This window comes from Sorangiineae bacterium MSr11954 (assembly GCA_037157815.1).
In the GTDB taxonomy this organism is placed as follows: Bacteria; Myxococcota_A; Polyangia; order Polyangiales; family Polyangiaceae; genus Pendulispora; species Pendulispora albinea.
Map to the genome: position 1 here is coordinate 3,321,789 of CP089984.1, position 19,773 is coordinate 3,341,561.

Below are 19,773 nucleotides of genomic sequence, written 5' to 3' on the forward strand. Positions count from 1 at the left end.
ATCGCGGCGAAATCGCTTTAGCGACCGTACTCGGTCTTGGCGAGGATATCGTGCGTTCGCTGGATTTCCGTGAACGACGGGGGCTCGGTCCACGAGGCGAGGTCGGTGTCCTCGGCGGCGCCGGGAGGTGCCGGGGGGCGGCCCTTCGTAAAGAGCCAGAGGTTGAAAATGTCCTTGAGCGGCTTGCGCGCGAGCCGCTCGGAGAGCGCGATGAACTGCTCGATGGTGCCCGTTCGGTTCGCGCGATCGAACTGCCACGCCTTGAGGATGCGGAAGAAGGTCGCATCGCCGACCGCGACCCGCAGCGCGTGAATGCCGAGCGCGCCGCGATCGTAGACGGCGCGATTGAACTCGTTGCCCGCGCCGGGGTCGGCGACCACCACCTGCCAGAAGGGGTGATTCTCCGGCCGCGCATTGTACACGGACACCGCGAGCTGCTGCGCCGTGCCGCGCCCCTTGTGCTCGGACCATAGCCACGAGGCGTAGGTCGCGAAGCCTTCGTTCAGCCAGATGTTCCGCCACGTGTCCACCGATACGTGATCGCCGAACCACTGGTGGGCGCTCTCGTGCGCGACCACGCTCTCGTTGGTGCTGTTCAAGAAGAAGCTCACGCCGTAGACGGGGCGGGTCTGCGTTTCGAGCGCGAAGGTGAGCCCCGACACCACCACGCCGCCCTCGGCGTGAAACGGGTAGGGGCCGAACTGCGTGCCCAGAAAGTCGATGATCTCGGGCGTCTTGCCGATGCTCTCTTTGGCGAACCCGAGGCTCGGCTCCGCCAGATCGGTCGCGAACGCGGTGATGAAGGGGCGCCCGCGCGTGGCGTGCGCCGTCTCCACGTTGAACTTGCCAATGGTGAGGAAGGACAGATACGTGGCTGTGTACGAGCCGTTGTGCCAGATCCATCGTTTGAGGCCGCCGCGCTCGGGCACGGAGCCGAGGAGGATCCCATTCGATACGACCGCCGTCCCATCGTCGGGGACGGCCACCGAAATATCGTACGTGGCTTTGTCGCGCGGGTGATCGCTGCTCGGGAACCAATAGCGCGCGATATGAGGCTCGTTGACCGCCAGCGCCCCGGTGGGGGTCTTCTTCCAGAGGCTCCCCGGCACCTTCGAGGGCGTATCGGAGTACGTCACCTCGATGACGAAGGGGAGGGCGGGCAAGAGGGGCAGCACGGGGGTGATCGTGTATTCGTCGCCGTTGCGCGTGAAGGTGGCATTCAAGCCATTGACCTTCACCCGGCTCGCAGCCAGCGCGAAATCCACGTTGAAGGCCGTCAGGTTCTGGACGGCCACCGCGGTGATGGTGGCGGTGCCGGAGAGCAAGTCGGTGCTCGGCTGATACGTCAAACGCAAATCGTAATGCTCGACGTCGTATCCACCGTTTCCGTCAGTTGGATAATAGGGATCGCCGAGGCCCGGCGATCCGGAAGATCCTGCGAGGGCCGACCCGCTGAGCATGGCTGCCAAGGCGCCGATGGTGATCGCAGGGATGAGGCGAGAACGAGAGCGCATGACCGATATCTCCTGGTAAGAGAATGCGCCCCATATAGGGGATCCCTGCCCCAGGATTAAGCCAATAATACGTATGACACGCAGACGGCACACGTCATCATGTCGAGCACGCATCCGCTCGATGTCCGCTGCACGCAAATGGCGGTCGCGCTGATGTGCATAAAGATGAATTTCGTCTAGCTCGGATGTGCGACGGACTATCTTGTCCCGCAATCACCGCGCCGACCGCTCGATCCGCCGGCCGTCCCGCGGTGCGTGCCACCCGTCCCACGGAGCCGCGCAGACGGCGTGCGCCGAGGGGCTCGAGGGTGCGCGGACGGCGTGCGCCGAGGGTGCGCAGGTTCGGTCATAAGTTCCGTCAATGCCCGTCATAAATACAAATTCATTTCGCGCGTGATATGGCTCTTCATCGAAGGACGCGCGGCGAGCGCGGTGCGTCCATCGAGACGGAGCGCGCATGAACGTCGCAGACGATCCCGCCCGCGCGAGCGCGGCGCACCCTCGTATTTCGCAATCGACGGCGTTTGCCGTCCTGGCAGGCGCCCTCGCCGTGGGCGTCTTCGCGCTGATCATGGGGGGCGTGGATCGCGCGGAGCCGCATTATTACTATGCACCCGCGGTGCGCAGCATGAGCGACAGCTGGCGCGCCTTCGCGCAAGGCTCGCTGGATCCCGCGGGCAGCATCACCCTCGACAAAATGCCCGGCGCGTTCTGGCTTCAAGCCATCAGCGCCCGATGCTTCGGTTATTCCCATGCCTCCCTGGCGCTCCCGCAGGCGCTGCTCGCGGCGGCGACCGTCTTCGTCCTCTTCGACACGGTCCGGCGCTGGGCCGGCGCCGCCGCGGGCCTCGGCGCGGCGCTCGCCTTTGCGTTCACGCCCATCACCATCGCGCTCGCGCGCATCGACATCCCCGACACGGCCTTGATCTTCTGCCAAGTGTGCGCCGCCCACGCCACCGTGCGCGCTGTCCAAACCGGCTTTTGGCGACCGCTCTTGGCGGCCGCCGTCTGGCTCGGATTGGCGTTCCAAGTCAAAATGATCCAAGCCTTCGCCGTCCTCCCCGCCATGGCGCTGGCGTACCTGCTCGCGGCGCCCGGCCCGCTCCGCGCGCGCATCGCCAAAGGCGCGGGCGCGCTCGCCGTCACCGCGGCGATATCCATGAGTTGGCCCCTCGCGATGGCCCTCACCCCAAAGGGCGCCCGCCCGTACATCGATGGGTCGATCCACGACTCGGTGTGGGAGATGATCTTCGGCTACAACGGTTTGGGCCGTTGGATCGCGCTCCACGGCATCGGGCGCGCCCAGATTTCGGCCTCGCTGGGCGGCGAGCCGGGCGCGCTCCGCCTCTTTGGGAGCACCTTGGCCCCGCAAATCGGCTGGCTCCTCCCATTTTCGCTGCTCGCGCTGGCGACGGGCATCGCGCTCCGGCGCGGCGCGCCGCGGACCTGTTCCATCCGCGCCGGGTGGCTCCTCTGGGGAGGCTGGCTGCTGGTGCACGCCGTGGAGTTCTCCACGACCTCCGAGGTTCATCCCTATTACACGGCCGCCTTGGCGCCGGCCGTCGGTGCCCTCGCAGGCGCCGGCTTTGCGGCCATGGTTCGAGAGTGGAAGGCCGGCCGCCGCACGCGCTGGCTGCTCCCCGCGTCGGTCCTCGGGACGGCCGGGTGGTCGGCCTTCGTCACCTCGTCGGAGGGCGATTATCTCCCCTGGGTGCGCCCCCTCGCCATCGGCCTCGCCGTGCTTGGCTGCGGCGCGCTCGCATACCGCTTGGCCCTGGGCCTCGCCGTCGCCGCCGCGGCCATGCTGCTGGGGCCCGCCGCGTGGGCCCTGGCTGCGGCGGGAAATCCCATGAAGGGGCTCTCCGTCATCAGCCCCATGGCCGGGCCCGCGCGCCCTCTCTCCTCGAGCACCTTGGCGGCCCTGCACGGTTTTCCTCCGCACGTTCGAATCCCCGCCAGCGCCGGCGATATGCATATGAGCACCCCGAACGCACCCTTGCTCGCGTATGTCACCGCGCACCACCGCGGCGAGCGGTACCTCTTCGCCGTCCCCACCGCCAACACGGCCGCCCCCTATTTGCGCGCCGGCTACAGCGTGCTCCCCATGGGCGGTTTCACCGGCTCGGCGCCCATGCCCACCCTGGGCGAGCTGTCTCGGGCCATCGAGGCCGGTCATTTGCGCTACGCCGTGACGGGCGGCTTTCACGCCACCATGGGCGGCGCCATTTCGCGCGAGCGCCAGGATTGGATCAAGGCGCACTGCCAGCCGGTTCCACCCGCCGATTACGAAAATACCGCCGAGTCCACGGGCCCCCCGGGCAATCCGGAGGTTTTGTTCGACTGCCGTCCCCCCGTGAGCCCCGAAGGAACATGACCATGCGCGAGCTCGAATCCCATTTGCCCGCCCCACTCGCCCTCTTCGAGCGCCATGCCCGGGCGCTCGCGCTGGGATCCGCCGCGCTCTTGGCGGTGCTCATCGTGCTCCACCCGTACACGATGCCCATGCGCTATCCGCTCTTCAACTTGGTCGATTTGCAAACGTACCGGGACGGCGGGCGCGCCATTCTGGCGGGAGAGCCGCTCTACGATTCCACCTCCGGCATCTACCATCTCAACTTCGTCTACACGCCCTTTGCCGCGCTCGCGTTCGTGCCGCTGGCCTGGTTCCCAGCGTGGCTCACCGATGCCCTGGCGCCGTACGCGCAGCTCGCCGTTCTCGTTTGGATCGTCTGGATGGGCCTTCGCAGCTTGGGGCACCCCGATACGGGTGCCCTCCGGCGTGCCACCTTGGGCATCACCAGTGTGCTCCTCTGGTTGGAGCCGGTCTTTCAAACGATCTGCCTGGGGCAAATCAACTTGGTCCTTCTCCTCCTCCTCGTCTGGGACACGTGCGCCCCGCGCCCCGCGCGCTCCCTCCGATGGCAAGGTATCGCCGTCGGCGTGGCCGCCGGCATCAAGCTGACCCCCGGCATCTTCATCGTATACTTGGCCGCCACCCGACGGCTCCGCGCCGCGGCCCTCGCGTGCGCGGCGTTCGCCGGCACCGCCGTCCTCGGGTTTTTGGCGGCCCCCCACGACTCGTGGACATGGTGGGGCGGCACCTTTGCGCGCGGAACGCGGATCGGCGAATATGCCATTTGCGTCAATCAATCGTGGAGCGGCCTCGTCGCCCGCCTTCTGCACGCGGAGCACCTGCTCCAATGGACGTGGGTGCTCGGCGCCGCCGCCATCGCGAGCCTGGGGTTGTGGATGGCCGTCATGGCCCATCGCGACGGGCACACCTTGCTCGGCGCCACGCTCTGCGGCATGACGGGGACCATGGTGTCGCCGTTCTCATGGTCGCACCATTGGGTGTGGTTCGCGCCGCTCGCCCTCGTCGCCTTGCACCACGCGCGCGCGTTCTCGGCGCGCGCCCGAACGCTCGCGGTGGCCGCCTTTGCCGTGTGCCTGCTCGCGTGGCCGGTCGGCTTCGTGACCGGCCGGCACGAGCCCGATATGTTCGGGCTCTTCGCCATTGCGCCGTGGCACGGGCTCGACGTCGTCTACCACAACGTCTTCATCCTCGTGTACGCGGCGGTCGCCGTCGCTGCGATTCGCTTCTTACGTCGGACCGACGTTGGTCTTGTCGAGTGCCGCACGTAGGGCCCGCGCGAGCTTCTCCGCGTCGTCGTGCGCCCAGAAGTGCAAATAGAACAGGCGCGGCTCGTCCCACAAATCGTGGTGGTGCAGCTCCGCGATTTCGATTCCATGCTGGCGCAGGGTATCGACCACGCCTTGCACCTCGTCGGCGAGCATCGAAAAATCGCCGTTGATGGCCGCCTTGCCCCCGCCGGTCGGCTGAAAGCGCAGCGAGGCCATGGCGCCGAAGGTGGACGGTACGGCCATGCCCCGCATCTTGATGGCCTCCTTGCGCGGAAAGAGATAATGCCGCACGCCCGCGTCGACCACCCCGGCGCCGCCCAAAATCCGATCGAGCTTGCCGCCGTCCACCGTATGCTCGATGGGCTTTGGCGCCGGCGCGCCCAACGCCCCCGTTTGCCCCAGCGCGCCGTGCACCATCCGCGCAATTTCGACTTGGTCGCCCTCGGCCATCAGGTGAATCCAGAGCAGGCGCGGCTCCTCGCTGAGCAGGTGTTTGTGCATCGCGCTCATGCGGACGGGGGAGCCCACGAGCTTGCTCATCACGGCCTGCGCCTCGCTCTCGGTGGTGACGAAGTCCGACATCACCATGACCTTTCCATCGCTCATGGGATAAAAGATGAACGACGTCGTGTGCGTGAGCGACGTCGAGAGATTCAGCCCCCGCACCGTCAATTTCAAATCGGTCCGCGGGAACTCGAATTTGTACAATCCACCCGGAAACGGCTTGCCCTGCTTTCCGAAGACGCGCGCCACCGGCGCATAATCGTGCGTCGTGGCCGCCGTCGTCTGCGTCGCGGCCGGATGCGAGCCGGTCGTATGCGTGGCCGCCGCATGCGCGGCCGGCGAATCGGCCGTATTCGGTGCGTTCGCCGCATCGTTCGCGTTCGCGGCGTTGCTCGGGTGTGCCGCGTCCGGCGCGTTGTTCGCGCCCGCGCACCCGGCCAACGCGAGCAAAAACGCGGCGGCGAGGTCGCATGTTGTTCGCGTCTTCGCTCGCGTCTTCGTCCGCGGTCCCATCCACCCACGGGTCGTCATCATCTTATTTTCTCCGGTTCTTTGGCGATTGACGCGGGCTCACGTGACCCACGGACCGCGCGTCCAACCCTGGACGTCGTAGTCGTCCAGGCACTCTTGCACGAACGCCTCGCAGCGCTGCAACGACCCGCGCCGCGTGGCCCACTTCAGCGCATCCAGGCGAATTTGCTCCCCGTTGCCCGAATAATTGCGCTCGTAGAGCTCGTGCCTCCCGCCGAACTCGGTGCCGATGGCATCCCAAACGAGCTTGAACAGCTTGATGCGATCGAGCGCGCTCGCGTCCGCGCCGCGGTAGTAGCGGTCGATGAGCGGACGAAGCTCGGGGTTCTGCAGATCGCGGTGGCTGGAAGGGACCACCAGCGGCGCGCCGCCCAAGTGCACCTCGAAGAGCTCGTGGACGCGATCCCAGATCTGTGCATTGTACATGCGCATGGCCGACGCATATTCGAGCTTCGGAACCACGGTGCCCCCGGCGCTGGGCTCGGGATCGTAGGCCATGGCGGTCGTCAGCCCCCAGACCATGTCGCGCATGGTCACCACCTCGCCGATGGCCGCCTGCACCCCGCGGAACACGTCGGTCCCGTTCACCTTGGCGCCGCGGGAGAGGAGCCCCGCCATGAGCTCCAGCTTGATGGCGAGCCGCACCCCGGATTGAAAATTGTAGAGGTTCGCAAAACCCGATTTGGCGTAGAACCCCGTCGAGCGCTCGATGTCGCGATGAACGAGCACGTCCTCCCAAGGAATGAACGCCTCGTCGAGCACCAGCACCGCGTCGTTCTCGTCGAACCGGCTCGCCAGCGGCTGATCGAACGGCGCGCTGCGCGCGTACGGGGTGCGGCAAATGAGGTGCGCCCGCGGGTTATCCATGCGCACGAAGAACACCAGCGCAAAGTCCTCGGCCTTCCCCGACTCGAGCACCGCCGAGGCGACGGGCGCCACGAAGCTGGCGTGGGTGATGGCGGAGCCGGTGGCGAGCATCTTGGCCCCGCTCACCACGATGCCGGCGTCGGTCTCCCGCACCGTTCGAATGAACACGTCCTCCATATCGTGGATGGCGCGCTTTCGGTCGATGGGCGGGTTGATGATCACGTGATTGAGGTACAGCGCCTTCTGCGTGAACTCCCGATACCAGGCGATGGCGTTCGACGCGAATGGCCCATAATAGTCGGCGTTGACCTGGAGGCCGGCCATGAAGGCCGCCTTGTAGTCGGGCGTGCGGCCGAGAAAGCCGTAACCCATGCGCGACCAGAGCGCGATGGCCTCCCTCGCGTCGATCAAATCCTGGCTGCTGCGACTGGGCTTGAAAAATTTGTGGGTCCGCGTCCCGAACGAGTCGGTGCCCGTGAGCACCTCGGCGGTCTCGGGAGCGTGCAGCGCGTCGTACATGCGGCTGACCGAGAGCGCCGCGTTTCGAAAGGCCGGGTGCTTGGTGACGTCCGACACCTTCTCGCCGTTCACGTACACGTTGCGCGCGTCGCGGAGGCTCTCCAGATACTCGGCGCCCGTCATCATGCGCGATCGCGCCCCGCTCATTGGTAGGCCACCAGCCCGGGGTTGTCGAGCGGCGGATCCCCGAGCACGTGCACCCGCTGCAGATGGCGCGGCGCCCGGCTCACGAATGCCTCGCGGCCATGGAGCAAGGTGTAGTTGTCGGAGATCACCAGATCGCCTTCTCGCCAAGGGTGCGCATAGAAATTTGCCTTTGCGTACAGCGCCTCGCGCAGGCTGCGATGAAACTCGGCGAGCTCCTCGTCGGATACCCCGGTGAACGCCAGGGTCGGACGGTTGACGAACGTCGAGTCGCCTTCGCGCGGCGGCTCGTTGTAGCGAATGACCGGGAAGCCGCGATCGGGGTGGCGGGTGACGATCGGCGAGATGGTCTTGCTATCGTAATATTCCATCTTGCGGTGGTAGACGCCCGTTACCTTTTCCCAGAGCTCGCGCGCAGCCCGCGGCGCGTTCTCGAGGGCGAGCACGGTGTTGGAGAACGTCGTCCGCCCGCCCTGGCCCGCGAGCGGCGCGCTCGCGCAGTGGAAGATTTGAAGCTCGGGGACCTGCGGCCGATACATCCCGTCCCAGTGGAGCGGAACGTAGTTGTTGTCGAAGATATGATCCTGCGGCGCCTCTTGCTCGATGAGCTCCAGCACCTTTCCGAACGGCCACACGCTCACCGCACCCCAGCGCCCGCAGTAATCGGCGAACGCGTCGCTGCTCGCGAACGGCGCAAATCCGCGCACGACGAGCAGGTGGTGGCGCCGCACCAGCTCGCGCAGCGCGGCGATGGGGAGCTCCGCGGCGTCGCGCATCGCTCCGGTGGCGCACACCATGATACCGAACGGCGCGACGGGGACGGTCTCGTAGTTCATCGGGGTCCCCCAACTTAACGTCCCGATTTCCTGGAGACGAATGAAACCGAGCGTTGACTGCTATAAGCAGTAATTATATCGACGTGTGTGCCGGTGCGCGCCTTCGCCCAGCGCTCCTCACCCGACCAACGCCGCCAGCGCGATGCTCACCAGCGCCTTTCCGGCCCGCGACGCCAGCGCGTCCGCGCGGTAAATGAGGTAAATCTCGTCATGAAAGCTCGGCATGCCCCCGACGGGGTGCAAGCGCGGCCCCGACCCACATCGCGCGACGCGCGACGGCAAAATGCCGAAGCCCGCGCCGGACGTCACCAGCGCACGAATGACCTCCAGGTTGGGACACCCCACGAAACGGCGGACGGGCAGGGAGCGCGAGCCGAGCTTCTTCAGCACGTACTGCGTTTGCAAAAGCTCCGGATCGCCGAACAGATCGGACTCGTAGCGCCCGCGCTCGGCCTCGAACACGGTGACCACGTCGGTGCCCAGCTTCTTGAGCACCAGATCCGGGTGCGCCACCGGATTGACCACGAAGGCCAAATCGATTCGAAAATCGATGACCGCCTCCGTGATGCGCCGCGACAGATCGTGGGTCAGCTGAATTTCCACGCTGGGGGCCTGGGTGGCGAGATCGTTGAAAAATTTTGGAAGGATGTACGAGCCCACCGAGGGATGGCACCCGAGTCGATACCGTCCTTTGATCTCGGTATCGTCGGCTTGCGCCGCCGCCTGCACCGACTCCCACATCTCGAGCAAGTGCCCCGCCTGCCCGGCGATGCGTTCGCCGGCCTTGGTGAGCTGCACCCCCGTGCGCGTGCGGAGCAGGAGCTTCGATCCCACCGACGCCTCCAGCTTCTTCATCGCCTGCGTGAGCGCGGGCTGCGTAATGCCCAGGCGCACGGCCGCACGCGATAGATTCGACGTCTTGGCGATTTCGACGAAATATCGCAGCTCGGTTGCGCTAGGGAGCATCGGCTGCGCAATCTGCATGATCGCGGGTGCGCGAACAAGGTGACCAGAATGCGCTTCTGTGTTCCATTGTATGTGACAACCCGTTAGGATCATGGGATGGCGAAACCGTTGGCAGGCAAGGTCGCATTGGTCACGGGGGGCTCCCGGGGAGCAGGTCGTGGAATTGCCGTGCAGTTGGGGGCGGCCGGGGCCACCGTTTATGTCACCGGCCGGACGAGCGGGACCCAGCGCTCGGAGATGGATCGTCCGGAAACGATCGAACAGACGGCGGTGCTCGTGGATGAGGCGGGAGGCCGCGGCATCGCCATCCGTGTCGACCACCTGGTGCCCGAGGAGGTGCGCACCTTGGTCGAGCGCATCGAAAACGAGCAGGGCGCGCTGCACATCCTAGTGAACGATATTTGGGGTATCGGGGGGCCCAAGATGGAGTGGAACAAATCCGTCTGGGAATCCACCTTGGACATTGGGCTGCACACCCTGCGCTTGGGGGTGGACACGCACGCCATCACCAGCCATTTCGCCATCCCGCTGCTCATCAAAACGCCGGGCGGCCTGGTGGTCGAAATGACGGACGGCACCGACGAATACAACGCGAAGAACTACCGCGTATCCTTCTTTTACGATCTGGCCAAAGCCGCCGTGAACCGCATGGCCTTCGCGCTGGCCCACGAGCTCAAACCGCACCAGGCGACCGCCGTCTCCCTCACACCCGGCTGGTTGCGCTCCGAGGCCATGCTCGACGCCTACAAGGTCACGGAAGCGAACTGGCGCGACGCCACCAAGCAATCGCCCCATTTTGCCATCTCGGAGAGCCCGGCCTTCGTGGGCCGCGCGGTCGCGGCGCTCGCCGCCGATCCCGACGTGGCGCGCTGGAACGGACAATCGCTCTCCAGCGGGCAGCTGGCCAAGGTCTACGGCTTTACGGATCTCGATGGCAGCCAGCCCGATTGCTGGCGCTACGTGGTCGAGGTGCAAGACCTCGGCAAGCCCGCCGACGTCACCGGTTACCGGTGATGCTGGCGGCATCGTGCGCCGGGAGCTAGGGGATAGCCCGCGCGGCGCGCGCAACATCACCGCACCTTCACCGCAAATCACCAGAACAGCATCGGAACGCACGCCAGGAGCAAGAGCGCCATCACGATGTTGAAGATCCGCCAGGCGCGCTCCGTTCGAAATCGGTGATGGATGGCCACGCCGAAACCCGCCCAGAGCGACATCGAGAAAAATGATACGAGCAATACGATGGTGCACACCGCCGCCATCGACGGGATGAACGCGGCCCCCGGCAGCGAGAACAACACCACGATGTTGATCCCCATCAACCAGGTCTTCGGATTGGCGAACTGGAATACGGCCCCTTGGAGGAACGAGAGCGGCTTGCGCGCGGGGGCCCGCGCGTTCGCCTCCACCCCCGCCGGTGCGCCCGAGCTCCCGATCTGCCACGCCAGCCAGCAAAGATAGGCCGCGCCGACGAAGAACAGGACCGTCCGCAGCCGGGGCTCGCGGTTGAACACGACCCCCAGCCCCGCGGCCGAAAGAGCCACGATGAAGGTGCAGCCCACGCTCATGCCGAGCAGGCAAGGCACCGTTCTTCGATATCGATGATTCGCGCCCGACGACATGACCATCACGTTGTTGGGCCCAGGTGTCGCCGTCAGCGTAAATGCGTAAGCAATGGCGGCCGGGAGATTGAATCCATTGAAGAGATCGAGAGCGCTCGACATCGTTCCTCCGTAGTGTAGCAGCGATGAGCCAATTTTCGTGTGCTCGGTACATCCGGTGAACTGAGGCGAAGAAAAAGTTCATTCCTCAGTTGTTCGTACTTCATAAATGGTGTGGCGGGAATCGAACTATTAATGTTGTCGTGACATCGCTTCGAGCTCCAGCGCGTCGATTGTTACTTTTTTGCATATGGTGTCCCGTTTATGCGCTCATTTATCACAATCGGAAATGGGTCCTTGTCAGTGCCTTCGCCGTGCCTTATGGAGTCGATTCCAACAACGTCTTCGAAGGTTGAAGCTTATGAAAACAGAATTCAATGCGAAGGTATTGAGCTTTCATGGCGATCATCGTCGCACGCGGATGACCTTCCGCGAAGTGGCCGAAACCGTGCGCGATTTGCGCGCGCCGGCCATGCTCGTCGACGTCATTCCCGAGGATGAGATCGATGCATGGTGGAACGATCCCGGATTTCCACCCATCGGCGGCCACGAGCACCACAAAGGGCTCATGTCGTCGGGCCTCAAATTGACCATGGGGCAGCTCCAGCGCATCGATGGCGACGGCCTGATGCAGGGTATCGCGGATTATTTCGCGTTCGCGGCCACCATCAACGGTCCCATGAAGCAAACGCGATTCGTTCGCTTCTTCGAGCGGGAGCTGGGCGCGAGCCCCATGAAATTCGGACCATGCAGCGAATTGATGTTGGCGACCAAGAGGGAATATCCCCCCTATGACGCGGCGCCGCACAGTTTCGCGCCACACTGCGATTCGCTCGATTTCGGGCGCGATCCACGGTGGCCGATGAAGCACAACGGCGAGCAGCTGGGTGCGTTCGTGCTCATCCAGCGCGCCAGCAATCAGGCCGGCTTCGTCCTATGGGATCTGCGGGCCGGATCGCGCGCGGATCTCGATGGCTGGGCCAACGAGTACGCCGAGACGAGCTCGATCGCGGCGGCCAAATCGGCGCGTTCGATCGCGGTGAATCCCACCAATGGCCAGATGGTCGTATTCAACAGCCGATACCTCCATGGGATCGAGCGGTGCGACTCCACCCGGTACACCATTGGCACGTTTCTCATCGAGCACGGCGGCGGCTGGCGGCTCTTTGACTGATCCGAAATCGGCATGGACGAGACCCTCGTAACCAGCGTCGACGGTCATCCGCTGCGCGCTTTCTCGCGCCCGTGGGACGCGCAGAAGCCCGCGCTCACCTTCGTGCTGCCGTTTGGCACGAAATACGACATTGCGCAGCCGCTCTTCGAGCAGCTCGGGGCGCGCTTCAACGTCCTGACGTGGGAGGCTCGCATGATCCTCGACGATCCGCGCGCCGACGTCGACGTCGCGCGAATCACCCCGGCCATGCACGTCGCCGATATGATGAGCGTGCTCGCGCGGTTCGGGGTGGCGCGATCGGACGTCATCGGTTATTGCTCCGGCGCGGGCATTGCGTTGCTGGCGGCGCAGCAATATCCCTCCAGCTTCTCGAGGCTTTTGCTCGTCGCCGGCGAATACGTCCTCCCGCGGCACACCTGCGCGCGTACCCGCTTTCAGGAAGACGTGGACGCGCTGCTCCCCCTGGCCGCGAAAAGCAAAGCGCATGCGAGCGCGGTGTTTTCACGCATCCCGCAGCGGGAGGGCGTCGCCTCGGACCCCGTTCGTCGCGCCGCCGCCTTACCGTTCTCTCGGCCCGAGTACCTGCATCGCTTCGGCGCGAACTACGTCCAATACCGTCACGTTCGTTTTCTCGAGGTGGCCCGATCGATCGCGCACACCGCCCTGGTCCTCGTCGGCCGGCGGGACGAGCAGGTCACCGTCGAGAGCTCCGCGCTCATCCACGAGAAGCTCGCACATAGCCGCTTTCACGTCGACCCGGCGGCGGATCACTACGATGTGTGCCGAGGAAACACGACCATCGAACGGAGGGTGCTGGAGTTTCTCTCGCCTCCGTCCCACCCGCCGGCCGATGACCGGCATTTCGATGCGGCATCGCCGCTGCGAACGACGGCTCCGACCATGGGTCTGAAATGAAGTCACTCGTCATCCACGAGGTATTTCGCGCCATTGCAAGGTCACGGGGTGACCGGATCGCCGTCGAGTGCCGAGGTCGCACGCTCACGTACCGCGAGCTCGACGCGCGATCGGACGCGCTCTCGGTCGACATTCGTAGAAATCACATCGAGCGCGGCGCGCACATCGCCATCCTGACGCCGCGCTCGATCGACGCCATCGTGGCCATGCTCGCCATTCTCAAGGCGGGGTGCGCCTATGTGCCCATCGATGGCACCTATCCCGAGGCCGTCCTTCGCGATGCCATGATGCGCAGCCGGGCGGCCGCCGTCATGACGGGCGGCGAAATGACGCGGCTGTCCCGCGACCGCTCTCCTCGGCCCGCCCCGACGAGCGACGGGCCGGAGACGGCCGCGTACGTGATGTTCACCTCGGGGACCACGGGCGAGCCAAAGGGGGTCGTCGTGCCCCATCGTGGGGTGGTGCGACTGGTTCGCGATACGAATTACATCCGTATCCGTGAGGAGGACACGTTTCTGCTGCACTCGCCGTTGACCTTCGATGCGTCCACCTTCGAGATCTGGGGCGCGCTGCTGAACGGTGCCACCTTGGTCGTCTATCCGGAGCCGGCCTTCGATCCGAACGTGCTCGCGGACACGATACGAAGCCGCGAGGTGACCATTCTCTGGCTCACCGCGGGGCTCTTCCACGCGCTGGCGCGCCGCGCGGTGGAGTCGCTCGACGGCCTCACGACCTTGCTGGCGGGGGGCGATGTCATCCACCCGGACGCCGTCGAGCGCATCTTCGCGCGATATCCATCGATCACGCTCATCAATGGATACGGGCCCACGGAGAATACCACCTTCACGTGCTGCCATCGTATGACCGCGGGCTCCCCTCGGGGGCCCAGCATCCCCATCGGGCGGCCCATCACCGGAACATCGGTGCACGTATGGGGACCGAACCGTGAGCCGGTGGCGCGGGGCGAGGTGGGGGAGCTCTATACGGGCGGGCTCGGCGTGGCGCTCGGCTACCTCGACGCGCCCGAGGCCACGGCGGCGGCCTTCGTCCCCGATCCGGACCATCCGTCGCAAATGCTCTATCGCACCGGCGATCTCGTTCGCGAGCTGCCGGACGGCGCCCTCGACTTCGTGGGCCGCTCGGACAGCCTGGTCAAGGTGCGCGGCTACCGCGTCTCGACGACCGAGGTTCAGCAGCGGATCCATCGGATCGATGGCGTCGAAGGGGCCGTCGTTCGCGCGGAAGACGACGGTTCGGGCAGCCGATCCCTGATCGCATATGTGCAATCTGCACGCGATCCGCGGAGCATGAAGCAGCACATCAAGCGCGCGCTCGAGGCGGCGCTTCCGCCGTATATGGTTCCGAACGTCATTCACGTGCGCGCCACATTTCCGCTCAATGCAAATGGGAAGGTGGACGCGCGGGCGCTCGCGGGCGCCAACGAAACTTGAGCGAGGGTCCCGTGCATGCGGCGCGGGCCGCCCTCGCATACGAGCTCGGGAGGCTCAAAATGGCCAGTGAGAACGACATTTTGTCCGTGGTGAGGGAGATCGTTCGCGGCACGCTGAAAGGGGACATGCTCGAAGACGATGCCGATATTTTCGATGCCGGGGCGACGTCGCTGACGGTGGTGGATTTGCAGTTGCAATTGGAAGAGCGCCTGAATCGCCGGGCGCCGACCCACCGCTTGATGGCCTCACCCTCCATTCAGGGCTGGGCGACGATCTATTCGAGCGCGCAGGCCGGTCCAGCTACGTGAAAGGAGTCTCGGATCATGAACGACTTCAAATTGTCTCAGCAAGAGATCGCCCAATTTCGTCGTGACGGTTACATCGGCCCCTTCTCCTTGTACACCCCGGAGGACGCGGCGCAGCGCTACAAGGTGATTCGCGCCGAGCTGTTCGACCGCGAATTCGCCGTCTACGATTTGCCGCCGAACAGCATCATCGCCAACTACGATCGGCACCTCGACGTCGAGCTCCTGAGCGAGCACGTCGTACGGCCGGAGATCGTCCAGCGCGTCGCGTCGATCCTGGGGCCCGACGTGGTCTGCTGGCGCTCGGAGATGTTCCCCAAATATCCGGGCGACGAGGGCACCGATTGGCACCAGGCCGACACCTTCGCGCACGCCTCGGGCAAGCCTCAAATCATCTGGCCGGGCACGCAGCGGTTCGGAGGTTCCATCACCGTCTGGACGGCGCTGACCGACTCCACGGAGGAGACGGGGTGCCTGCGCTTCGTGCCGGGGACCCACGAGGAGATGTTTTACGACGAGTCGAAGAAGATGGAGTTTCGCCCCGAGCACATCAACGCGATGGACAAGGACGGCATCCGGCGCGGCTTCTACGGCTACGACTACCGCTCCCTGCAGAAGGATCCGAGCTGGAAACCCAATGAGTCGCAGGCCCGATCCATCACCATGAAGGCCGGACAGTTCGTGATCTTTTGGTCGACCTTGATGCACTCCTCGTACCCCAATGTCACCAAGAACAAGGTGCGCCTGGGGTACGCGACCCGCTATGTGCCGACCTCGGTCCGCGTCTACCCCGATACGGATCACGTCGACGAATATGGCAGCAAGATCGCGCTGGAAAAGTTCGGGGTGGTGGTGGTCGCAGGCGAGGATCGCTTTGGGCACAATCGAACGGTGAACCGCAGCACCCGCGGCTTCGACTTCCAACGTTACCGCTCGCCGGGGCGCGGCAGCCCCGTGCACACCGGCGCGGCACTCGGGGGCGAATGACATGCCGCGCGAGCTTCCGACGGTCGTCCGTGAAGCGTTCGCCCATTCTCTGGCGCTGGCGGCGGGCGACCTCTCGCCGGACGACGATTTCTTCGCGCGCGGGGGCACGTCGCTGACGGCGGCCTTGATGCTCACGGATCTCGAGAACGAGCTGAAGATCGAAATCCCCGTGACCGCGCTGATTGAAAATCCGACACCGAGCCGCCTCGCGAGCAAGCTGCGCGCGATGATGGCGCCCCGTCCGGGCGGCGGCCATTCTCCTACGAGCTCTCCCTCGAGCGCGAGCGACCGATGAGCCCTTTGCGCCTGTCCGACATGCGCCTGTCCGATATGTACCTGTCCGATATGTCCGATATGCACTTATCCGATATCGAGGCGGCGGATCTCGAGCCACCGGACATCGATTCGATTCTCGCCTATTGGTACGACTCGCCGGTGGACTACCTCCGCTCCATCGGCGTGGCACCGGAGAAGCTGCCGAGCAAGCGCAAGATGCGGGAGATGCTGGCGCTCAAGCTCGGGCAGCCCCATGTCCCGCCGACGATTTTGGTCGTCGCGGCGAAGGGTGAGCGCGTGGGGGTGCACGAGCTGACCCATATCGAGCCGGGGGTCAGCGCCGTGATGCACGCCCACATCTGGAAGGCGGAGCACCGCGGAAGGGGAATCGGGGCGGTGTCGTATGTCAAGGCCATGGAGCGGTTCTTCGACGCGCACGGTTTTTCGCGGATCCTGTTCGAGACGCCGACCGCGAACGCGGGCGCCAACCGCATCAAGCAGATATTGGGCATTGCCCCGCGGGGGGAGGGCTCCCTCTATCTTCCCATCATGGTGCGTCCGCTGGCCACCACACGCTACGCCGTCGAACGATCGGAGCTCCCGGCCATCGTGGGGCGTTTGGAGGCGAACGCGTGGAATCGAAGGCGGAGCTCATGATTCGTTTGTTTTGCTTTCCGTTCGCGGGGGGGAGCTCGGCCGCCTACGAGGGCTGGTCCGAGCGGCTCCCCGGAGTCGAGGTGTGCGCCATCGAATTGCCCGGCCGGCGAGCGCTGTTCGGGCAGCCTCCGCTGCGGCGCCTCGACGCCATCGTGGACCACGTCCTCGGCGCGGTCGCCGCGCGCATTCGAGGGCGGTTCGCCGTCTACGGGCATAGCATGGGCGCGGTCACGGCGCTGGAGGTGCTGCGCGCGCTGGCGCGGCGCGGAGAGCACGCCGAGTGCCTCGTGGTCTCGGGGTGCGCCGCGCCGCATGTGCCGTCGCGCAGGCCGCGGCCTCTACATACCTTGCCGGCGGACGAGCTGCTCGAGGAGCTGCGGGCCCTCGAGACCGTGCCCGAGCCGCTCTTGCGCAAGCGCGACGTGCTCGACGCATTTCTGCCGACCATCCGCGCCGATATGGAATCGCGCGAAACGTGGAGGGCGGAGGTGAGCGACATTCGAACACCGATCCACGCGGTGGGCGGACGAGACGACGCGCTGGTATCGCTGGCCGATCTCCGCGAGTGGGGTCGCTACACGTCGGCGGGCTTTCGCGCGACGCAGCTCGATGGCGGACACTTCTTCATCCGATCGAACCAACATGCTTTCTTGCGGCTCTTGCAGAGCACATTGCAAAATACGCAGCGCGAGCTGCACGATACGCCGAGCCCCCAGGGAGACCCATGACGAACATCGAAACGTGGGAGGTGCGCAAGCCGCCCATCGCGTCCAAAAATGGGATCGTCGTCACGCAGCATCATCGCGCATCGCAGATCGGCGCCGAGGTGCTCGCCGAGGGCGGAAATGCGGTGGACGCGGCCATCGCGGCCAGCTTCGCCATCGGCGTGCTCGAGCCGTGGCAGAGCGGTCTCGGCGCCATCGGCCACATGGTGGTGGCCTTCGCGAACGACACTCCGTACTCCATCGACTTCAGCGCGCGGACCCCGCTGCAATTGAACCCCGCCGATTACCCGCTGACGGGCGCGCCCGGGCCGAGCATCTTTTCGTGGCCCGGGGTGCAGGGCGATCGCAACATGGAGGGCCCTTACTCCTTTGGCGTGCCCGGTCAGGTGGCCGGCACATGGCTCGCGCACCGCAAATTCGGGCGAATGCCGTGGGCGCGGTTGGTGGCGCCGGCCGCGCAGTGCGCGGAGGAGGGGCTCGTGGTGGATTGGTATTGGACCTTCCGCATCGCCTCCGCGCTCCGCGGCCTTGCGCGCTACGAGCACACGGCGAGCGTCTACCTCCCCGATGGCCTGGTGCCGAGCGTGGACTGGCGCGGCGGCGCCGTGCGCCTCCGGCCGACGCGCCTCGCGCGGACCTTGCGCCACATCGCCGAAGCAGGCGGCGACGACTTTTATCGCGGCGATCTCGCCGCGGCCATCGCCGAGGACGCGAGATCGCTGGGGTCGAGCTTGACGCAGGCCGATCTGCGGCGCTACGAGCCATCGCTTCGCGCGATCGACGGCGTGCGGTACCGCGACAGCACCATCTTCGCCGCGTCGGGGCTCACGGCCGGGCCGTCTTTGGTGCAGGCCCTGGGCCGATTTGCCGCGCTCACCGGCCGCCCCGGCGATCTCCGATCCAATGCCCACGTGTTTCCCGCCATCGCCGAATCGCTCCTTCGCACGTACGAAGAGCGGCTCGCGAACGTGGAGAGCATGTCGGCCGATCCGGCCAAGGCCACCTGCACGACCCAGGTCAGCGTGATCGACCGCGAGGGCAACGCCGTTTCGCTGACGCAGACCTTGCTCCAGGCCTTTGGCTCGCGGGTCACCTTGCCGGAGACGGGGATCCTGATGAACAACGCGCTCATGTGGTTCGACCCCGTGCCCGGCAAGCTCAACTCGATCGGGCCCGGGCGCACCCCATTGTCGAACGTGTGCCCGGTGGTGGCGCGCACCGGCGATGGCGGCACCATCGCGCTGGGGGCATCGGGCGGGCGCCGCATTTTTCCCGCGGTCATGCAGCTGCTCGTCTTCCTCATCGACCGCGGCATGACCCTGGACGAAGCCGTTCACCATCCACGCATCGACGTGAGCGGCGATCCATGGGTCGTCGCCGACCGGTACCTCCCCGCCGATGCGCTCGAGGCCCTCGGGCGCAAATACGAAGTGCGCACGGAGCAAAACGCGGTCTTTCCGAACTACTTCGCGTGCGCCAACGCCGTCGTGCGCGATGGGCGCTCCGGCGTCAACCACGGCGCGGCCTATGTCGTCTCGCCGTGCGCGGGGGCCGCCTCGGGCTGAGAGAACGCGCAATACATGATGTGGAGCCCCACCCGCCCCAAGGTCTTGTGGGCAAAGGCGCCGGGGACCGTTCCGACGATGGCGAAGCCAAGTCGCTGGTAGAGCGCGATGGCCGCATGGTTCGTCGCCACCACGGCGTTGAATTGCATACCGGTGTACCCGTGCGTCCGCGCCCAATCGAGCGCGAACCGGCACAAGGCTTCGCCCACACCGCGCCCGCGCGCATCGGCGGCGACCATGAAGCTCGCCGTCGACACGTGCGCGCCGGGCCCCGGACGGTTCGGGCCGATTTTGGCGGTGCCGAGGATGCGCCCGCCATCGTCGGCGACCACCGTGATCCCCGGCGGCGCCTCGATCCACACGCCGTGCGCTTGCGCGGCGGTCATGTTCGGGTCGTAGACGAAGGTGTCCTCGGCTCGCACGACGTCGCGCACGATGGGCCATACCTGCTCCCAGTCGGCCTCGACGAACTCTCGGATCGGCATGCCCGCAGCTTACCGGATGCCCGGGGCGGCCACGCGCCGACTTGACGAG

General features: G+C 65.8%; 19 protein-coding genes. 12 read left to right on the forward strand and 7 right to left on the reverse strand.

Features of this window, described 5'->3' with window-relative positions:
* Window positions 1-17: 17 nt before the first annotated feature.
* Entirely contained in the window at window positions 18-1,514 is a 1,497-nt protein-coding gene (locus tag LZC94_13015; protein WXB18169.1) for a M1 family metallopeptidase, read from the reverse strand.
* A gap of 457 nt (window positions 1,515-1,971) precedes the next feature.
* On the opposite strand from LZC94_13015, the gene LZC94_13020 reads away from it, so the two are divergent.
* Both LZC94_13020 and LZC94_13025 read left to right on the forward strand, forming a co-directional pair.
* Entirely contained in the window at window positions 1,972-3,888 is a 1,917-nt protein-coding gene (locus LZC94_13020; GenBank protein ID WXB18170.1) for a glycosyltransferase family 39 protein, read from the forward strand.
* Between the two features lie 2 nt (window positions 3,889-3,890).
* Window positions 3,891-5,156, forward strand: coding sequence for a glycosyltransferase 87 family protein (locus LZC94_13025; protein WXB18171.1), 1,266 nt, complete (start codon window positions 3,891-3,893; stop codon window positions 5,154-5,156).
* Here LZC94_13025 and LZC94_13030 read toward each other — a convergent pair.
* The 4 genes from LZC94_13030 to LZC94_13045 form a co-directional block, all read right to left on the reverse strand.
* The gene (locus LZC94_13030) at window positions 5,115-6,194 is read right to left on the reverse strand and encodes a DUF1259 domain-containing protein (GenBank protein WXB18172.1); all 1,080 of its coding nucleotides are present in this window, start codon (window positions 6,192-6,194) and stop codon (window positions 5,115-5,117) included. The two genes, LZC94_13025 and LZC94_13030, sit on opposite strands and share 42 nt — an antisense overlap.
* A 36-nt stretch (window positions 6,195-6,230) precedes the next feature.
* Window positions 6,231-7,724, reverse strand: coding sequence for a 4-hydroxyphenylacetate 3-hydroxylase family protein (locus LZC94_13035; protein ID WXB18173.1), 1,494 nt, complete (start codon window positions 7,722-7,724; stop codon window positions 6,231-6,233).
* Entirely contained in the window at window positions 7,721-8,557 is an 837-nt protein-coding gene (locus LZC94_13040; GenBank protein WXB18174.1) for a TauD/TfdA family dioxygenase, read from the reverse strand. The genes LZC94_13035 and LZC94_13040 overlap by 4 nt, the downstream gene beginning before the upstream one ends.
* A gap of 117 nt (window positions 8,558-8,674) precedes the next feature.
* On the reverse strand, window positions 8,675-9,523 hold the full coding sequence (locus LZC94_13045; protein ID WXB18175.1) for a LysR family transcriptional regulator: 849 nt from the start codon (window positions 9,521-9,523) through the stop codon (window positions 8,675-8,677).
* 96 nt (window positions 9,524-9,619) lie between these two features.
* Here LZC94_13045 and LZC94_13050 point away from each other — a divergent pair, with 96 nt between their 5' ends.
* Window positions 9,620-10,537 (forward strand): SDR family oxidoreductase, encoded by a 918-nt coding sequence (locus LZC94_13050; protein WXB18176.1) that lies wholly within the window; start codon window positions 9,620-9,622, stop codon window positions 10,535-10,537.
* 77 nt (window positions 10,538-10,614) lie between these two features.
* Here LZC94_13050 and LZC94_13055 read toward each other — a convergent pair whose 3' ends face one another.
* Complete coding sequence (locus tag LZC94_13055; GenBank protein WXB18177.1) at window positions 10,615-11,247, reverse strand: LysE family translocator; 633 nt, start codon at window positions 11,245-11,247, stop codon at window positions 10,615-10,617.
* Window positions 11,248-11,545: 298 nt separating this feature from the next.
* Here LZC94_13055 and LZC94_13060 point away from each other — a divergent pair, with 298 nt between their 5' ends.
* From LZC94_13060 to LZC94_13100, 9 genes are read left to right on the forward strand one after another with little or no spacing between them, the layout of a single operon-like run.
* Window positions 11,546-12,358, forward strand: a complete 813-nt coding sequence (locus LZC94_13060) for a hypothetical protein (protein WXB18178.1) — start codon at window positions 11,546-11,548, stop codon at window positions 12,356-12,358.
* A gap of 12 nt (window positions 12,359-12,370) precedes the next feature.
* Window positions 12,371-13,273 (forward strand): alpha/beta hydrolase, encoded by a 903-nt coding sequence (locus LZC94_13065; protein WXB18179.1) that lies wholly within the window; start codon window positions 12,371-12,373, stop codon window positions 13,271-13,273.
* A complete protein-coding gene (locus LZC94_13070; GenBank protein WXB18180.1) occupies window positions 13,270-14,724 on the forward strand; it encodes an amino acid adenylation domain-containing protein in 1,455 nt (484 codons plus the stop codon). Before LZC94_13065 ends, LZC94_13070 begins: the two co-directional genes overlap by 4 nt.
* 59 nt (window positions 14,725-14,783) lie before the next feature.
* A complete protein-coding gene (locus LZC94_13075; GenBank protein WXB18181.1) occupies window positions 14,784-15,032 on the forward strand; it encodes an acyl carrier protein in 249 nt (82 codons plus the stop codon).
* Between the two features lie 15 nt (window positions 15,033-15,047).
* Window positions 15,048-16,016, forward strand: a complete 969-nt coding sequence (locus tag LZC94_13080) for a chlorinating enzyme (GenBank protein ID WXB18182.1) — start codon at window positions 15,048-15,050, stop codon at window positions 16,014-16,016.
* Window position 16,017: 1 nt separating this feature from the next.
* Entirely contained in the window at window positions 16,018-16,311 is a 294-nt protein-coding gene (locus tag LZC94_13085) for an acyl carrier protein (protein ID WXB18183.1), read from the forward strand.
* Window positions 16,308-16,949 (forward strand): GNAT family N-acetyltransferase, encoded by a 642-nt coding sequence (locus LZC94_13090; protein WXB18184.1) that lies wholly within the window; start codon window positions 16,308-16,310, stop codon window positions 16,947-16,949. Before LZC94_13085 ends, LZC94_13090 begins: the two co-directional genes overlap by 4 nt.
* Window positions 16,946-17,677, forward strand: coding sequence for an alpha/beta fold hydrolase (locus LZC94_13095; protein WXB18185.1), 732 nt, complete (start codon window positions 16,946-16,948; stop codon window positions 17,675-17,677). Before LZC94_13090 ends, LZC94_13095 begins: the two co-directional genes overlap by 4 nt.
* Complete coding sequence (locus tag LZC94_13100) at window positions 17,674-19,239, forward strand: gamma-glutamyltransferase (GenBank protein ID WXB18186.1); 1,566 nt, start codon at window positions 17,674-17,676, stop codon at window positions 19,237-19,239. Before LZC94_13095 ends, LZC94_13100 begins: the two co-directional genes overlap by 4 nt.
* Here LZC94_13100 and LZC94_13105 read toward each other — a convergent pair.
* Window positions 19,200-19,724, reverse strand: coding sequence for a GNAT family N-acetyltransferase (locus tag LZC94_13105; protein WXB18187.1), 525 nt, complete (start codon window positions 19,722-19,724; stop codon window positions 19,200-19,202). The two genes, LZC94_13100 and LZC94_13105, sit on opposite strands and share 40 nt — an antisense overlap.
* Between the last annotated feature and the right edge of the window lie 49 nt (window positions 19,725-19,773).

What these genes read in the sequence shown, in the direction of transcription:
- LZC94_13015 (WXB18169.1), bottom strand. Translation starts at nt 1,514, where the DNA reads ATGCGCTCTCGTTCTCGCCTCATCCCTGCGATCACCATCGGCGCCTTG.
- LZC94_13020 (WXB18170.1), top strand. Translation starts at nt 1,972, where the DNA reads ATGAACGTCGCAGACGATCCCGCCCGCGCGAGCGCGGCGCACCCTCGT.
- LZC94_13025 (WXB18171.1), top strand. Translation starts at nt 3,891, where the DNA reads ATGCGCGAGCTCGAATCCCATTTGCCCGCCCCACTCGCCCTCTTCGAG.
- LZC94_13030 (WXB18172.1), bottom strand. Translation starts at nt 6,194, where the DNA reads ATGATGACGACCCGTGGGTGGATGGGACCGCGGACGAAGACGCGAGCG.
- LZC94_13035 (WXB18173.1), bottom strand. Translation starts at nt 7,724, where the DNA reads ATGAGCGGGGCGCGATCGCGCATGATGACGGGCGCCGAGTATCTGGAG.
- LZC94_13040 (WXB18174.1), bottom strand. Translation starts at nt 8,557, where the DNA reads ATGAACTACGAGACCGTCCCCGTCGCGCCGTTCGGTATCATGGTGTGC.
- LZC94_13045 (WXB18175.1), bottom strand. Translation starts at nt 9,523, where the DNA reads ATGCTCCCTAGCGCAACCGAGCTGCGATATTTCGTCGAAATCGCCAAG.
- LZC94_13050 (WXB18176.1), top strand. Translation starts at nt 9,620, where the DNA reads ATGGCGAAACCGTTGGCAGGCAAGGTCGCATTGGTCACGGGGGGCTCC.
- LZC94_13055 (WXB18177.1), bottom strand. Translation starts at nt 11,247, where the DNA reads ATGTCGAGCGCTCTCGATCTCTTCAATGGATTCAATCTCCCGGCCGCC.
- LZC94_13060 (WXB18178.1), top strand. Translation starts at nt 11,546, where the DNA reads ATGAAAACAGAATTCAATGCGAAGGTATTGAGCTTTCATGGCGATCAT.
- LZC94_13065 (WXB18179.1), top strand. Translation starts at nt 12,371, where the DNA reads ATGGACGAGACCCTCGTAACCAGCGTCGACGGTCATCCGCTGCGCGCT.
- LZC94_13070 (WXB18180.1), top strand. Translation starts at nt 13,270, where the DNA reads ATGAAGTCACTCGTCATCCACGAGGTATTTCGCGCCATTGCAAGGTCA.
- LZC94_13075 (WXB18181.1), top strand. Translation starts at nt 14,784, where the DNA reads ATGGCCAGTGAGAACGACATTTTGTCCGTGGTGAGGGAGATCGTTCGC.
- LZC94_13080 (WXB18182.1), top strand. Translation starts at nt 15,048, where the DNA reads ATGAACGACTTCAAATTGTCTCAGCAAGAGATCGCCCAATTTCGTCGT.
- LZC94_13085 (WXB18183.1), top strand. Translation starts at nt 16,018, where the DNA reads ATGCCGCGCGAGCTTCCGACGGTCGTCCGTGAAGCGTTCGCCCATTCT.
- LZC94_13090 (WXB18184.1), top strand. Translation starts at nt 16,308, where the DNA reads ATGAGCCCTTTGCGCCTGTCCGACATGCGCCTGTCCGATATGTACCTG.
- LZC94_13095 (WXB18185.1), top strand. Translation starts at nt 16,946, where the DNA reads ATGATTCGTTTGTTTTGCTTTCCGTTCGCGGGGGGGAGCTCGGCCGCC.
- LZC94_13100 (WXB18186.1), top strand. Translation starts at nt 17,674, where the DNA reads ATGACGAACATCGAAACGTGGGAGGTGCGCAAGCCGCCCATCGCGTCC.
- LZC94_13105 (WXB18187.1), bottom strand. Translation starts at nt 19,724, where the DNA reads ATGCCGATCCGAGAGTTCGTCGAGGCCGACTGGGAGCAGGTATGGCCC.